The sequence below is a fragment of the Acidimicrobiales bacterium genome (genome assembly GCA_030747595.1).
GTDB lineage: Bacteria > Actinomycetota > Acidimicrobiia > Acidimicrobiales > MedAcidi-G1 > UBA9410.
Genome location: JASLKK010000001.1, coordinates 1 through 15,894 on the forward strand (window position 1 = coordinate 1; position 15,894 = coordinate 15,894).

At 66.2% G+C, this 15,894-nt stretch carries 13 protein-coding genes; 8 read left to right on the forward strand and 5 right to left on the reverse strand.

Annotation, left to right across the window (positions count from 1 at the left end; all coding sequences use genetic code 11):
* Positions 1-491 (reverse strand): hypothetical protein (locus QF777_00005; GenBank protein ID MDP6909929.1); only part of this gene is annotated, 491 nt, incomplete at its 3' end.
* 305 nt (positions 492-796) lie between these two features.
* On the opposite strand from QF777_00005, the gene QF777_00010 reads away from it, so the two are divergent.
* The 4 genes from QF777_00010 to QF777_00025 all read left to right on the forward strand — a co-directional run bounded on the left by QF777_00010 (position 797) and on the right by QF777_00025 (position 5,627).
* Positions 797-1,486, forward strand: coding sequence for a TetR/AcrR family transcriptional regulator (locus QF777_00010; protein ID MDP6909930.1), 690 nt, complete (start codon positions 797-799; stop codon positions 1,484-1,486).
* Complete coding sequence (locus tag QF777_00015; GenBank protein ID MDP6909931.1) at positions 1,483-3,120, forward strand: amidohydrolase family protein; 1,638 nt, start codon at positions 1,483-1,485, stop codon at positions 3,118-3,120. Before QF777_00010 ends, QF777_00015 begins: the two co-directional genes overlap by 4 nt.
* 114 nt (positions 3,121-3,234) lie before the next feature.
* Complete coding sequence (locus QF777_00020; protein MDP6909932.1) at positions 3,235-4,284, forward strand: GTP-binding protein; 1,050 nt, start codon at positions 3,235-3,237, stop codon at positions 4,282-4,284.
* 104 nt (positions 4,285-4,388) lie between these two features.
* On the forward strand, positions 4,389-5,627 hold the full coding sequence (locus tag QF777_00025; protein MDP6909933.1) for a serine hydrolase: 1,239 nt from the start codon (positions 4,389-4,391) through the stop codon (positions 5,625-5,627).
* 256 nt (positions 5,628-5,883) lie between these two features.
* Here the strand turns inward: QF777_00025 and QF777_00030 are convergent, their stop codons facing one another.
* Genes QF777_00030 through valS form a run of 3 tightly spaced genes read right to left on the reverse strand, consistent with a single transcriptional unit; the run spans position 5,884 to position 11,025 of the window.
* A complete protein-coding gene (locus tag QF777_00030; protein ID MDP6909934.1) occupies positions 5,884-7,482 on the reverse strand; it encodes an amidohydrolase in 1,599 nt (532 codons plus the stop codon).
* Between the two features lie 9 nt (positions 7,483-7,491).
* Positions 7,492-8,298: an enoyl-CoA hydratase/isomerase family protein gene (locus QF777_00035; GenBank protein MDP6909935.1), complete on the reverse strand. Its 807-nt coding sequence runs from the start codon at positions 8,296-8,298 to the stop codon at positions 7,492-7,494.
* A gap of 33 nt (positions 8,299-8,331) precedes the next feature.
* Positions 8,332-11,025: a valine--tRNA ligase gene (gene valS, locus QF777_00040; GenBank protein ID MDP6909936.1), complete on the reverse strand. Its 2,694-nt coding sequence runs from the start codon at positions 11,023-11,025 to the stop codon at positions 8,332-8,334.
* On the opposite strand from valS, the gene QF777_00045 reads away from it, so the two are divergent.
* Both QF777_00045 and QF777_00050 read left to right on the forward strand, forming a co-directional pair.
* Positions 11,017-12,300: an MFS transporter gene (locus tag QF777_00045; GenBank protein ID MDP6909937.1), complete on the forward strand. Its 1,284-nt coding sequence runs from the start codon at positions 11,017-11,019 to the stop codon at positions 12,298-12,300. The two genes, valS and QF777_00045, sit on opposite strands and share 9 nt — an antisense overlap.
* Before the next feature lie 96 nt (positions 12,301-12,396).
* Positions 12,397-13,611 carry an acyl-CoA dehydrogenase family protein gene (locus tag QF777_00050; protein ID MDP6909938.1) on the forward strand — a complete coding sequence of 405 codons (1,215 nt, stop codon included), beginning with the start codon at positions 12,397-12,399 and terminating at the stop codon, positions 13,609-13,611.
* Positions 13,612-13,676: 65 nt separating this feature from the next.
* On the opposite strand, the gene QF777_00055 is transcribed toward QF777_00050, so the two are convergent.
* Complete coding sequence (locus QF777_00055) at positions 13,677-14,507, reverse strand: phytanoyl-CoA dioxygenase family protein (GenBank protein ID MDP6909939.1); 831 nt, start codon at positions 14,505-14,507, stop codon at positions 13,677-13,679.
* Between the two features lie 72 nt (positions 14,508-14,579).
* On the opposite strand from QF777_00055, the gene QF777_00060 reads away from it, so the two are divergent.
* Positions 14,580-15,140, forward strand: coding sequence for an RDD family protein (locus tag QF777_00060; protein MDP6909940.1), 561 nt, complete (start codon positions 14,580-14,582; stop codon positions 15,138-15,140).
* 50 nt (positions 15,141-15,190) lie between these two features.
* On the forward strand, positions 15,191-15,865 hold the full coding sequence (locus QF777_00065; protein ID MDP6909941.1) for a carboxymuconolactone decarboxylase family protein: 675 nt from the start codon (positions 15,191-15,193) through the stop codon (positions 15,863-15,865).
* Positions 15,866-15,894: the final 29 nt, after the last annotated feature.

A 15,894-nucleotide genomic window follows, 5' to 3' on the forward strand; every position in this document is an offset into this window, starting at 1 on the left:
CCGACAACGTCTTCGTCAGCGACGATCGTCTGGGCAGCCGCCTGGCCACCATCAGCGCTGCAAAGGTCGTCCAGACCGGTACCAATGGTCACGTCGTGACCGGCAATGGGGCCGTAGTCGGCAACAGCCAACTCAACGCCACGCTGGTTCGGGACACCCAGGAACGCCACATCGCCGGAAATGGCGTTCAGCGAACGAATCTGGATTTCCTCACCAGCACCGACACGAACCTCGCCGAGGCTTCCATCACCCAGATGGTCGGCAACCGTGCCGACCTCTTCCTGAGCTGGCGCAGCCGTCGTAGCCGGCGCAGCAGTCGTAGCCGGCGCAGCAGTCGTAGCCGGCGCAGCAGTCGCAGCCGGCGCAGCAGTCGTCGCCGAAGCCGAACTACTACCAGACGAAGCACTGTCCGCGCTATCAGACCCACAGGCACCGGCGATCATGGTGAACGCCATTCCCAGGGCAATCAGAACACGTCGATTTCGACGCATGGTCCCCTCCAAGTGTGTTTGCGAATTCAGTGTCTCGGATGTCGAAAAGGGCGAACACACCCGTCGGGAGACGGAGGTGACGCCGGTCACTGCGTTAACGGTACGGTACGGTACTGTATTCTCCTCGCACCGACAAGGTCCAGACCCAGATTTTGAGAGGAGTATTCCCAGTGGGAGATTCTCCGGCGAAATGTGGGTCTGTCCTGGCCGGCGGAATCGAACACGGTGGCCGCAACCAGTGGTAACGGTAGGCCAAGGGATCGAATGGACGCAATGCTGAGGACGGATTCGAAAGTGACGATCTGATGACAAGCGTGGAGGATGGAGGCGTATCTGCGGATAGCCCGGGTCCCGAATCCCTCGACGACCCGGCTGGTGCGTCGATTCTGGATGCGGCGATGCGCCTGCTCGCCGAGGGAGGTCTGGCCGCCTTCACCACCGACCGGTTGGCCTCTACAGCCCGGGTGTCTAAGAGCTCCATCTATCGACGTTGGCCGGACAAGAAGTCCATCTTCCTGGCCCTTATGAAGCAGTGGGGCCGGCGTGCCGAAGTCGACGATATGGGCGACCTCCGCTCCGAGATAGCCCAGTGGTACGCGGATCGGCAGCGGACCTACAACAGTCCCGGGTTCCGGCAGGTATCGGCCAGCCTTGTGGAGCTGGCGGCCCATGACAGCGAGATCGATGAAGTCCTGAACACCTACCGCCGGTCCAGTTGGAACACGGTGCGTGAGATTCTGAAGCGGGCTATCGACCGGGGCGAGATTGCCGCCGGCGGGGGTCTCGAGCGAATGGAGCAGTTCTTCCTTGGCCCGCTCTACTTCCGGGCGGTTCTCGAGGGCCAGGAGATTGACGATGCGACCGTGGTCGACTTCCAGCGTCTCGCCCTAGCTGCCGTCGGCCTGGGCCCCGAGCAGCAACCAGGTGTCTGTGTCATGGATCGTGCGGGTGCGGGTGCGGGTGCGGGTGCGGGCGCTGAGCAGCGCAACCCGTGAGCATCACGGTGTATCCGGCGCGACGGATCCACACCATGGATCCGTCGCTGCCCGAGGCCACAGCACTGGCTGTCCGGGGCGACCGGATAGTCGAGGTGGGGACGATGGAGTCGCTCCGTCCGTGGTTGGACGCCCACGAGCACGTGATCGACAATCAGTTCACCGATTCGATTCTGGTGCCCGGGCTGATTGATCCGCACGTGCATCCGCCGCTGATGGCCCTGCTCTTGGCCACCGAGTGGATCACCCCGGAGTCGTGGGACTTCCGAGGGCGCGACGTGCCGGCCACTCTGGGTCGCGATGCCTACTTAGACCGGCTGGCCGAGTTGGAGGCCCGCTACTCGTCTGACCAGCCGTTCATCACCTACGGATGGCATCGTCAGTTCCACGGTGAGTTGAACCGGGCCGATCTGGATGCCGTGTCGGCCATCCGCCCCATCGTGGTGTGGGGCCGTTCGTTCCACGAGGTGTGGTGTAACGGGCCGGCACTGGAGCTGGTGGATGCCGCGGAGGGCGCGGCCTGGGACCCGAACATCGACCTGGAGACCGGGCGCATGTGGGAGTCCGGCATGGCGTGGGCGCTGCGGACGCTGCGTGAAGTGCTGATCGGCGAGGGACGGTATGAGGCAATGATGGAGGAGGTGGGCCAATTGGTCCACCGGGGCGGGGTGACGACCATTGCCGACGTCGGTTTCGGAGGGATGGCCCTGCCGGAGCGTGAACTGGAGGTCCTGGCCCGTGTGCACGAGGGCGACCACGTGCCGTTCCGGCAGTACCTGATTCCCCAGGTGGCCGCCTTCAATAGGGAGTACGGCGCCGAGGCGGCCGATCGCATGGCCGAGATGCGGGCCCGGGGAACCGAACGGATCCGCTTTCTGGACGCCACCAAGTTCTTCGCCGATGGGGCGTTTATCGCCCAACTCATGCAGTTGGGTGAGCCCGGCTACATCGACGGACACGAGGGGGCGTGGATGGCCGAACCGGATCGCATCGTGCAGCACATCCGATCCTTCTGGAACGCTGGGTCACAGGTGAACATCCACGTCAACGGTGACCGGGGGATGGACGCCACGCTGGACGCGATAGCCGAGTTGCTGGCAGAGGCGCCTCGCTTCGACCATCGGACGGTGTTGCATCACGTTGGCGTATCGACCCAGGCACAGATGCGGCGGGCTGCGGCGCTGGGATGCGCCATTCAGGCCAACGGCTACTACCTGCGGTTCTTCGGCGACCAGTTCGCGGCTGAGGGACTGGGTACCGAGCGGGCCTCGCAGATGACCCGCGTGGGTTCGGCTCGCCGCTACGGCATGAGCGTGTCTCTGCATTCAGACCTGCCGATGGGGCCGCTGGAGCCCCTGTTGGCCGCGTCAGTCATGGCTACCCGGAGGTCGGCGTCCGGTGTGGAGTTCTGTCCGGAGGAGCGCCTCAGCCCCTACGACGCCATGGCCGCGGTGACTATCGAGGCGGCGTGGCAACTGTTCCTAGATGGAGAGATCGGTTCGCTGGTCTCGGGGAAGTTGGCTGACGTGACGGTGTTGGCTGAGGATCCCTTCGAGTTGGATCCGCTGGCGTGGCCCGACATCGGCATCAAGGCCACCATGCTGTCCGGGCGGGTCTACCCGCTGCCCCGCTGATCTGATGCCCGAGCGACATCTCGTGACCTCGGTGGTCCGGTGATTGGTGCATCAGACGTGACGATGGCGTCCTCGGATCCGTCTGTGCCTGGTGGCCCCGGTCCCCGGGTTCCGATGGTCGTGTTGGGGGGGTGGCTGGGAGCCGGCAAGACGACGCTCGTGAACCGGTTACTACGGGCTACCAATGGCGAACGCATTGCTGTGGTGGTCAACGACATAGGCGAAGTGAATCTGGACGTCGGACTGATCGCAGCCCGTGACGGTGACACCGTGGAACTCGCGAACGGTTGCATCTGCTGCTCGATCGGCGACTCGCTGGCCGTGACCTTGCGGGATCTGGTTCTGGCTGGTCAGTCGTCGAACCGGCAACTGGACCGCCTGGTCGTCGAGGCTAGCGGTGTGGCCGAACCGGATCGGGTGGCCGCCTACGGAGATCGCCGGAGGATCCGGCCTGATGGGATCGTGGTAGCTGTGGACGCCACCGATGTGGTGATCCGAGCCGCTGATCCGGCATGTGGCCCGCTGGTGCTACGCCAGATTCGGGCAGCCGACCTGCTCGTGGTGACGAAGGCCGACCTGGTCCCCGACGGGGGGCTCGGCGCCGTGGCCTGGTGCACCGAACTCGCACCGGACGTGCCCATCGTGATCGCCGATTCGCCGGAAGGGGCGAACCCGGACGGCGCGGACCGCTGGGTCCAATCGGTCTTGGGAAGCCCAGCCCTAGGCGCATCGTCCGTCGGGAGCACCGATAGCACCGGGGAGGACGGCAACCATGGGGATGGCGATTCTTTGGCGGTCGGTCCGGCGTTGGACCTGCCGGTGGAGACCGCCATGTGGCGGGCATCCGGCCCGGTGGACGTTGACCGTCTGGCTGCTTCGCTGGCTTCCCTGGTCAATCAGTTGGGCCCGGCACTGCTGCGGGCCAAGGCGGTGGTCGAGGCCCTGGACGGGACCACGACAGCCATCCATCTGGCGGCAGGCAGGGTGACGATCGAACCGGTTATGGCGTCGGTGCCAGAATCAGCGGCGGGTGTGCTGGTGGCCATCACCACCCCCGGAGTGCTCACCTCCCTCGATCTCACAGCGGTGCTCGATGCCGGGCTGGCCACCAGAGCTGAAGGAGCCGATCGATCCTTCCAGGAGAACAGGACCACACCATGCTGACTCCGCAACTCGTTGTGACATTGATATGTCCCGAGACCGGACGGCCACAACCGACCGCGTTGGATGTCCTGCCCGAACCGGTGACAGCTTCCGAGGCCGGACTGATGGCCGGTTCGCCAGTGCCCGAGGACAAGCGAGTCCATCACGGGAACTGGACGGCGTGGCCCAACACCCGCTGGTCGTTCACCCACATGGACGAGCTACGGGCATCGGCCCGGATCGCTGCCGGTGGCCCGGCCGGAGACCTGCTGCCGGATGCACACACCTCCAGTGGTCAGGAAGGCGCTGAGAACGAAGCTGACGATGAAGTAGGCCTTGTCGACCTCGATGAGTTGACCATGGATGACGGCGACGGCGACAACTGGACGCTCGACGAGATGCTCCACCAAACGTGCACCAACGGGTTCTTGGTGCTGCACCGGGGCCGAGTGGTGGCCGAGCGGTACTTCAACGGTATGGATCGTTCGACCCGCCACATCATGTTTTCGATGACCAAGACGGTGACCGGAGTGCTGGCTATGGCGGCCGTCGAGTCGGGTGCCATGGCAATGGACGACTTGCTGACCGTGCACGTGCCCGAGTTGGCCGACACGGCCTACGCGCCGGTGACCGTGCAACAGGCGTTGGACATGACCGACGGGATCCGGTTCGTCGAGGACTACAGCGACAACAAGTCGGACATCATGCGGTACGCGGTGGCCATGGCATTCACGCCGGTGCCTGGCAACTGGGACGGTCCGTGCGGGATCCACGAGGCGATCATGGGGTTCACCGAGCGGGACCAACTGCCAGGGGAGTCGTTCCTCTACAAGTCGGTGACCACCGACGTGCTGTCGTGGGTAACAGCCCGAGCCACCGGTCGACGGTGGGTGGACGGCGTATCCGAGGAGATCTGGAAGCCGATGGGGGCCGAGGGGGATGCCTCGGTGGTCCTCGATGGCCGTGGGGTCGCCGTCACGTCGGGCGGCATGTCGTGCACTCTGCGCGATCTAGCGCGGTTCGGCCGGATGCTTGCCCGGTCGGGCCGGGTGGGAGAGGGCGTCGACGAGCGCCAGGCGATCCCGGCGGCGGTGGCCAACGACATAGCGGCCGGCGGCACGCCGTATCCGGGGAGCGGAGGCGGATACCCAACCCGCGAGGGTTGGACCTTCCATCGGCACTGTTGGAACCTCCAGCAGCCCATGGGCGCGTTCATGCCTATGGGTGTCCACGGACAGCGAGTGTTTTGCCACCCCGAGAAGGACCTGGTGGTGGCCAAGTTCAGTGCCCACCCGGTGACCGGCAACGTCTACACCGACGTCTCCCATGAGTCGCTCTACCGGGCCATCCTCGACCGTTGCTAGGGAGCCCGACTGGCTAGCAGTTCGTCCTCGTGGGCCACCTTTCGTGGACCAGGTGGCGGGTAGAACAGTGCAGTACGAGGTCACCGGCCGTCAGGTTGTCGGCGGCGAAATCGGCGAGGCGTGTACGTGCGGAACGGATAAACGCCCGAGCGGTTGAACCGCGGTGGGGCCGGAGGTGGAGAGGGTGGCCGTCGCATCCATGGACCCATCACGACGGCGGAGTGTGACAGGGCTTCTAGGAGTGAGGGGCTTCTCGTCAGGCCCGGTACTCAACCACGCCACCGACCACGGTGGCCTGCACCGAGATGTCCCTGATGGACATCGGATCGACCTCGAACGGGTCGGCGTCTAGCACCACCAGGTCGGCCAACTTTCCCACCTCGAGGGTCCCCTTGTCGTACTCCTCCATGTTCACGAAGGCCGCGGCCGACGTGTACCCGGCCACCGCATCGGTGACCCGGGCCCGTTGATCGGGGCCGAGCAACTCGCCATCTCGAGTGACCCGGTTCACGGCCGTCCAGATGGTGAATAGCGGGTCGAGCGGTGTGACCGGCATGTCACAGTGCAGGGCGTGCACGATGCCGTGGGCTGTGAAGCTGGCCAGCGGATCGATGCGGGACCCCCGCTCCGGACCAAGGAACCGGTCACGATGACGGTCACCCCAGTACCAGATGTGGTTGGCGAACACGGAAGCCAGTACTCCGAGACGGGCCATGCGTTCCAGTTGGTCTTCGCGAGCCGTCTGGCAGTGCTCGATCCGGTGGCGGTGGTCGTCTCGGGGATGGGCGTCGAGTGCCGCCTCGATGGCATCCAATGTGTTGTCGATCGCCGCGTCGCCATTGGCGTGGACGGCTACCTGCCAACCCTTGGCATGGGCGTCGGTGACCAGTTCGATGAGCTCGGCGGCCGGGATGACCTCGTAGCCGTTCACGTCGGGCCGGTCGTGGTATCCCTTGCAGAGGCACGCGGTGTACCCCTGAATCGAACCGTCGGAGATGAACTTCATGGCGCCAATGGACAGCCGCTCATCGCCGATGCCGGTGCGGAACGGTAGGTCGCCGGCGGTCCCCCAGATGGGAAACACCCGGGTTCTGACTCGGATCGAGCCGTCCTCGATGCCCTGCTGGTAGGCGGCATACATGTCCGGGGATCCGACCGCAGCATCGGTCATGGTTGTGGTCCCGACCGACAGGCAGTAGTCGGAGATGGCTCGGGCACCGGCGGCCATGTCGGACAAGGTGCCCTGGGGGAAGGTCGCCGCGACGGCGAATCCGGCCGTTTCCTCCATGCAGCCGTTGGGCCGACCTGATGCCTCCCGCTGGAAGACGCCGCCCACCGGATCCTTGACGTCGTCGGTGATGCCGGCCATCTCGAGGGTGCGGTCGTTGGCGTACGAGAGGTGTCCCGAGATGTGCCTGATGAGGATGGGGTGGTCGGTGCTGGCCCGGTTCAGGTCGTCACGCGAGAGGTGTCGGTCGTCGACCATGAGCGAGTCGTCGTATCCCCAGGCCTGGATGGCCTCACCGGACGGAGTGATTGCGGCCCGTTCGGCGAGGGCGGCCACCACGTCATCAATGTTCCGGCAGTCCGGATAGCCGATCTGAGGAGCGGTCATCGTCACCCCGGCGGCAATGGGGTGCATGTGCGTCTCGATGAACCCGGGCAGCACAGTGGCTCCGTCGAGGTCGACTACCTCGGTTTTCGGTCCTATTAGCGGTTCGGCGTCGGCACGGCTGCCTACGGCGATGATGCGACCCCGCCAAGAGGCCAGTGCCTGGGCAGGCGATCCATCAGGCGATGTCGAATCGAGGGTGTGGAAGGTGGCGTTAATGAACAGGCGGTCGGCGATGGGCATGGTTGATACCTACTTCTGCTTCTTAGCCTGGAGGCGCTCCATGTAGGACTCGCGTGACGCGCGGCCCTCAGGGTCGCGTAGTGCGGCGGTAAGACCGTCGGCATCGGACCACGAACGGCCGGTGCCCACCATTTGGTCGGTGACCGCGTTGACGTGCCGCTTGGTAGCCAACACGGCGCCGCGGGGTCGACTGGCCACAGCCTCGGCAAGTTCTTCGACTGCCGCGTCGAGTTCGTCGGCGGGCACGACCCGGTTCAGGAACCCAGCGGCCATGGCTTCTGCGGCGCTGAAGGGACGGCATGTCATAACCAGTTCCTTGGTGAGGGCCGGGCCGATCTCGCGTACCAGGCGGGGAATGCCGCCCCAGGCCAACGGGATGCCCAGGTCGACCTCGGGGATGGAGAACGACACGTCGGCTGTGGCGATACGCAGATCGCATGCCGCGCCGATGACGAGACCCCCGCCCACCACGTGGCCGTGCATGGCGGCGATAAGTACCGGTGAGGTTCGCTCCAGGGCGTCGGCCATGAGGCGCCCGGTGTCGGATGGGACTCGTCCTCCGGCCGGCGACGGTCCGTCGTCGCCGAACACCGTGAGGTCGAATCCCGCGCTGAACGCTCGACCCTCGCCGCGCACCACCACTACCCGCAGGTCGGACTGGTGGTCGAACCACGCCGCGGCGTCGGCCACTTCGGCCATCAGTTCGTTGGAGAGCGCGTTGAGCCGGTCGGGCCGGTTCAACGTGAGGGTGCCCCGTCGGCCGTCGCAGGTGACGGCGATGGTGCGGAAGTCGGGTGGGGAAGTGGTGTCGGCCATGGACCGATCCTGCCTGAGGATCCGGATGTTGCCCTAGTCGGCTGAGGGTTCGGCGGCTTCCGGTCTGTGCTCGGTTGGCGCCAGCTCGACGTGGACCGACAGGGTGTCGCCTTCAGACAGGTGGATGTCGGTGGCCCGGGCGGCCGCGGCGACGTCTCCAAGGGCGGGACGCAGCAAGGCGAGTCGTTCCGGTGTGTCGGTCAGCGTGCAGGCGATGACCGGGGTGGCCAGCGAGCGTTTCTCGGTCGTCTTGTGGCGGCGGATCTCGACCAACGCGGCAGCGGCCACTTCGGCAATCGCTGGGTCCACGGGATTGTTGTCGGCACCGTCGCCGGTGCCCTCGGCGGCGGCCCGCAGTTCATCGGCCGACGGCCAAGACTGGCGGTGGATGGAACCGCCCTGCCACCACGACCAGACCTCCTCGGTCACGAAGGGGAGGAACGGGGCGAACAGGCGAAGCAGTGTCGACAGGGCGAGACGTAGGGCATGGCGGGCCGATTCAGCGCCTGCTTCGTCGCCCTCGTAGGCCCGGTTCTTGACCAACTCGACGTGGTCGTCGGTGAATGTCCAGAACCACGTTTCGGTGCGCTCGAGTGCCCGGGCGTAGTCGAACCCGTCGAAGGCTCGGGTGGCCTCGTCGACCAAGTCGGCCAGTCGCAGGAGCATGGCCCGGTCGAGGGGATGGGTGATGGCTGCCGGGTCGATGGCCAGCGGCGTGTCGCCATCGGCACCGAAGCCCAGCGCGAACCGGCTGGCGTTGAGCACCTTGATGGCCAGCCGTCGACCGATCTTCATCTGGTCGTCGTCGAAGGCCGTGTCGGTACCGGGTCGGCCCTTGGCGGCCCAGTAGCGAACGGCGTCCGACCCGTGCTGGTCGAGCAGGTCAACCGGGGTCACGACGTTTCCCTTGGACTTGGACATCTTCTTGCGGTCCGGGTCGAGAATCCATCCCGACAAGGCGCAGTGGCCCCACGGGGCGGTGTCGGCCTCGAAGTGGGATCGCACGGCCGTCGAGAACAGCCACGTCCGGATTATGTCATGGGCCTGGGGGCGGAGGTCCATGGGGTAGGTGCGGGCGTAGAGGTCGTCGTCCTCTTCCCAGCCGCAGGCGATCTGGGGGGTCAGCGATGAGGTGGCCCATGTGTCCATCACGTCGCTGTCGCCGATGAAGCCATTGGGTTGGCCGCGCTGGGATTCGTCGTAGCCGGGGGCGGCGTCCGATGAGGGATCAATGGGGAGGTCGGCTTCGTCAGGGGTGATGGGGGTGTCGTGGACGGGCTCGCCGTCGGCGTCCAGTTGGTACCAGAGCGGCAGGGGCACGCCGAAGAAGCGTTGGCGGCTGACCAGCCAGTCGCCGTTCAGGCCGTCGATCCAGTTTGTGTAGCGGGTCTGCATGTAGGCGGGGTGCCACTGCATCTGGTCGCCCCGGGCCACGAGCTCGGCCCGCAGGTCGACGTCGCGGCCGCCGTTGCGGATGTACCACTGGCGGCTGGTGACGATCTCGAGCGGCTTGTCGCCCTTCTCGAAGAACTTGACCGGGTGGGTGATGGGTTCGGGCTCGCCGATCAGATCGCCGGCCTCACGGAGGAGTTCGACCATCTCGGCCTGAGCGGAGAAGACCGTCTTGCCGGCCAGGCGGGCGTAGGCGGCCAGTCCGGCGTCGGTCTCGATGCCCGGCGGCGGTTCGGGGTTCACCCGGCCGGCACGGTTGATGATGGCCCGGACGTCAAGGTCGAGCTCGCGCCACCAGGTGACGTCGGTGGTGTCGCCGAACGTACAGATCATGGCGATGCCGGTGCCCTTGTCGGGGTCGGCCAGCTCATGGGCCATGATCGGCACCTCGACGCCGAACACCGGCGTGGTGGCTGTGGTGTCGAACAGCGGCTGGTAGCGCTCGTCGTCGGGGTGGGCCACCAGGGCCACGCAGGCGGCCAACAGCTCGGGGCGGGTGGTGGCGATGTGGAGGTCCCCACTGCCGTCGTGGTTGGTGGTGCCGGTTGGCAGGTGGAAGGCGAGCCGGTGGTAGGCGCCGGGACGTTCGCGGTCCTCGAGTTCAGCCTGGGCGACCGCGGTGCGGTGGGTGACGTCCCAAAGCGACGGTGCCTCGATCTGGTACGCCTCGCCGCGAGCCAGATTGCGTAGGAAGGCCCGTTGGGAGACCCGTTGGCAGCGTTCGTCGATGGTGGCGTAGTGCTGGGTCCAGTCGACGGACAGGCCGAGACGGCGAAACAGGGCCTCGAAGGCCTGCTCGTCTTCGGCGGTGAGGACGTGGCAGAGCTCGATGAAGTTGCGGCGACTGATGTCGATGTCGCCGCGCTTCTTGATGGCCTTGGGGTCGCCGGCATCGTCGGGGGCGGCGAAGTTGGGGTCGTACGGCAGCGCGGGTTCGCAACGGACTCCGAAGTAGTTCTGGACCCGACGCTCGGTCGGCAGGCCGTTGTCATCCCATCCCATCGGGTAGAAAACCTCGCGGCCGGCCATCCGTTGGTAGCGGGCAATGGTGTCGGTGTGCGTGTAGGAGAAGACGTGTCCGACGTGGAGTGATCCGCTGACCGTGGGTGGCGGCGTGTCGATGGAGAAGACGTCGGCGCGGACCTTCGTGCGGTCGAAGTGATAGGTACCCCGCTCTTCCCAGATGGCGTCCCATAGGTCCTCGAGGCCCTCGAGTCCGGGGCGGTCGGGGATGGTGGGGGCGGGCGCGTCGGCCGAGGAGTCGGGGTGGCTCATGACGGCCTGAGGCTACTGGCGAGAGTTCGGGCCGCCGCTAGCGTGCCCGCCGTGAAGCGTCACGATGATGGCCATTCTCCGGGCAGCGGGTCGCGCCCGAAGGCTCCTCGGGGATTCGGTGTGGTGTGGGCCACGGTGGCCATGGACATGGTCGGATTCGGCATCCTGCTGCCGGTTCTACCGTTGTACGCCGAGGATTTCGGCGCGTCACCGGCCACCGCTGCGGCGTTGGTGGCCGTGTTCTCGGCAGCCCAGATGGTGGCCGCTCCGCTCTGGGGTCGATTGTCAGACCGGATCGGCAGGCGGACCGTGCTGGTGGCTGCGCTGGTCGGGTCCTGTCTGGGGAGCTTGGTGACCGGGCTAGCCGGGGCGTTGTGGGTGTTGTTCGCCGGCCGGATCTTGGACGGATTCTCGGGATCGTCGTACGCGGTAGGCCAGGCGGCGGTGGCCGATTTGGCCGAACCTGAAGACCGCCCGAGGCTGCTGGGACTGCTCGCTGCGGCGTTCGGTGTGGGGTTCGTGGCCGGGCCGCTTATCGGATCAATTGCCGCACTGGGCAGTCGGGAGCTCCCGTTCTTCGTGGCGGCTGCCTTGGCTGGAGCCAATGCGATGATGGCGTTGGTGCGCCTTCCCGGCGGTCGACCGGTTGCTTCCGGTACGTCGTCACCGGCGCCGACTCCCAATCGGATCGTCCTCTGGGGGTCAGCCGGGCTGGCGGTTCGTCGCCTCGCTCTGTTGTCGCTGGTCTCGATGATCGGGTTCGCAGGGTTCGAGGCGACGTTCGCCCTGCTGGTGGAACGACGCTTCGAAGCGGTTGGTGATCCGACGGTGTATGGGTTGTTTGCGACGATCGGCGTGCTGATGGTCCTGGTCCAGACCCGTGTGGTTGGACCAGTCAACGCCCGGATGGGGAGCCGTCCGGCGCTGCGTGCCGCGTTGGTGTCGGTGGCCACCGGAATGGCGGTGCTCTCGTTCGGCGGTGGGTGGGCCGGGCTGGCCGTGGCTCTCGTGCTGCTGGTGGTGGGCCAAGGGGTCTTCGGCCCGACGCTGTCCAACGCCACGGTCGAGACGGTGGGTAATGGTGCTCGCGGGACGGCCCTAGGCCTGCAACAGGGGGCGGGGGCGCTGGGTCGAATCATCGGCCCGCTGCTGGCTGGGGTGCTGATGGATCAGATAGGGGTGGGGGCGCCTTACCTGGTGGCCGCCGCACTGGCCATGGTGTCCATCGCCCTCGTTCCCGTATCTCAGGTGCCGGTTGCCGAAGATCAGGTTTGAGGTCTGTACTGGCGCTACAAGTTACCAATGGGTAACCTGCTGGCGTCCGCCCGCTAGCCATCCGGCCGTGGAGCCACTGACATCGGGAGCAACACCTTGAACGAGTTCAGCCTCACCCTGACTGACGAGCAGGAGCAGTTGCGCGACTGGATCCACCAGTTCTGCGTGGACGTGGTCCGACCGAACGCCGAGGAGTGGGACGAGCGCGAAGAGTTCCCGTGGCCCATCGTGCAGGAGGCGGCGAAGATCGGCCTGTACGGCTGGGACTTTCTGGCCCAGGGAATGATCGGCGACAAGACCGGCCTGACCATGCCGGTGGCCATCGAGGAACTCTTCTGGGGCGATGCCGGTATCGGCATGGCCATCATGGGTTCCGGCTTGGCCGCTGCGGGAATTGCCGCATCGGGCACGCAGGAACAGGTCATGGAATGGGTACCGCAGTGCTACGGGACCCCGGATGATGTGCGTCTCGGGGCGTTTTGCGCCAGCGAGCCGGATGCCGGATCAGACGTCGGCGGCTACCGCAGTCGGGCCGTCTACGACGAGGGGACCGATGAGTGGGTGCTGAACGGCACCAAGGCGTGGATCACCAATGGCGGGATCGCCGACATCCACGTGGTGGTCGGCGTGGTCGACTCGGAGCTCGGATCGAAGGGGCACGCCTCGTTCATCGTGCCGCCCGGGACGGCGGGCCTCAGTCAGGGCCAGAAGTACAAGAAGCACGGGATCAAGGCCAGTCACACCGCCGAGGTGGTGCTCGACGACGTGCGGGTGCCGGGCCGGTGCCTGCTGGGCGGCAAGGAGAAGCTCGACGAGCGCCTGGCTCGGGTGCGTCGTGGCGAGAAGGGCAACGCCCAGGCAGCCATGCAGACATTTGAGGCGACCCGTCCGGCGGTGGGTGCTCAGGCGCTCGGTGTCGCCCGGGCTGCTTACGAGTACTCGCTGGAATACGCCAAGGAGCGCCACGCGTTCGGTCGGCCGATCATCGCGAACCAGGGGATCGCCTTCATGCTGGCTGACATGGCCACCGAGATTGATGCCAGCCGGCTGCTGGTGTGGCGGGCCGCGTGGTTGGGCAAAAACGGTTCGTTCAAGAACGCTGAAGGTTCGATGGCGAAGTTGAAGGCGGCCCGGACGGCGACGTGGGTGACCGAGCGGGCTATCCAGATCCTCGGCGGGTACGGCTACACCCGGGAGTACCCGGTGGAGCGGTGGCATCGGGATGCGAAGATTCATGACATCTTCGAGGGCACGGAGCAGATCCAACAGCTGGTGATCAGCCGGGCCATCTCCGGCATGCGCATCGAGTAGCTGTCGGTATCGGGATGCCGGTACCGGTAGATCCGCCGGGTGGAACACCATGGCGCGGGCCAGCCTCAGGCTGATTTAGACCAGCCCAGCGGGAAGCGGTCATCGTCGGCGGGGTACTCGCCGGGGACGGAGGTGGTGTCGGCCTGGGTGACCGTCGGATCGCACCCCGGGTGCGGGTGCCAGACGGCGTCGTCGCCTAGCCACCGGGTGGACAACGCGACCCGCCGACCGGCTCCGGCGTTACCGGGTGAACCGTGGACGATCCACGATGAGAACACGATGGCGTCACCCGGCTCCACGTCGAAGCCCATGATGTCGTATCCGTCCCGGTCGGACTCGATGTCGGGCATTGGCTCGCCGTCGAAGTCGTCGGTCCATCCGGCGGTCCCGTCAAACGACTCGGGGGCGAAGTACTTCTCCCAGCGGTGCGAACCCCGAACGAACTCCAGTGAACTCTCCTCGACGGTGGACGCCGAACAGGCCACCCACACCGAGCAGATCGACTGACCGAGGAACGGCCAGTATGGGATGTCCTGGTGCCATGGGGTGGGCGACTCGGTCCTCGGTTCCTTGACCAGCAGATGGTCGAAGTAGAGGCGAGCCGATGACGACCCCATGCAGGTAGCGGCCAACTCGGCTACCCCCGACTCGAAGGCAAATCGATTCACCACCGGTTCGTCACGCCACAGGTAGCGCGACGTGAAAAGCCGACCGGGGACCGGGTCGTCGGCCGTGTCGGTCACCCACGGACCGGGATGTGCCAGCTCGCGGTCGGCCAGGGCGAGGACCTCGTCGATCAGGTCGGTGTCCACGGCACCCGGCACGTGGACCACCCCATCGGCGGCGAAGGCCTCGACCTGGGCTGTGGTGAACCTGTCGGCTCCGTGGGTGGTCATGGCCGCACCGTACGACAGGTGCCGGGTCGGTGGCCCTTACCGGTCCCCACCCCGGACCAATAGCCTTGGGTTATGACCGATGCCGTGTATCCAACCGAACCCACCCTCGAGGCCGCTGCCTGGTGGACCCGCGGCAAGGCCGCCATTATTGATGCACTGATCTTCTTCGCAGCCTTGATCGCTCCGATGGTCCTGACCACCATCGGATTCGTCGTGGCGTGGGATGAAAACCGGGACGACTTTGACTTCACTGCGGCCTCGGTGCTCATGGTCATCCTCGGCCTGGGATTGGCGGCTGCCGTGGTCGTTTGGGGTGGTTGGCTGTTCGGCTACCGGCAGGGCATTACTGGGCTCACGCCGGGCAAGCGTCGTCTGCGGATCCACCTCGTTGACGCCGACACCGACAAGGTGCCCGGCGGGGCCAAGGGAGTGGGGCGCTGGCTGGTGCCCCTCCTCATCGGTTTCGTCCAGGGCTTCGGCACCGTGATCCAGCTCATCGACATCCTGTGGCCGCTGTGGGACTCGAAAAATCAACGCCTCATCGACAAGGTGCTCAAGACCAGAGTGGTGGTCGGGCAGCCGTCCGACGGGACCGACGACGGGCCAGCGCCTCCGGTCAGCCCCATCAGCTGACGCAGTCGCCCGCTGGGAGGCGGGCAGGAGGAGAGTCCTAACCTCCGGCCATGCCACGACTGCGGAGGGTCCGACGGGCCGATCTCCATCCGGGCGCCCAGCCTGTGTTCCAGATGCTCTTCGGCGACCGCGACCCGATCGACGAGCCCGGGACGCCGACCGGTACTCCCGGAGACTGGTGGTCCACCTTCGCCCTTGTGCCAGACGTGTTTGACCACGCCCTGGAGGGCATCGCCCTGTATCGGAGCCCTGAGCGCCTCCTCGACCCGAAGCTACGTGAGCTTGGTCAGACACGGGTCGGATGGTGCGTGGGCAGCCGGTTCGTCTATTCACAGCACCGCAAGGCGTGCCGCACCGTTGGCCTGACCGACGAGCAGATTGACGCCATCGAGGCGTGGGAGACCGCCGAATGCTTCGACGGTGCCGAACGGGCCGTCTTGGCCTATACCGATGCCCTGTCGATCCAGCACGGGCGGGTACCGGACGGCGTGTTCGACGCTCTTCAGGCCCATCTCACCGACGAGGAGATCCTTGAGCTGACCTACATCGTGGGGACGTACGCCATGCACGGGGCCATGAGCCGGGCGTTGCGCCTCGAGTACGACAATGACCCGCCGGTGCTCGTCGAGGAGCCCGGTGACGAGGAGAGTCTCAGCGACGAGCACACCCGTCGGGAGTTTCGACGGGCTCTGCGGCTCGTCGGCGAGGAACCCGGCGACGGCTGAGCCACCGGTTCTCGCCCCCCGTCGGTGGA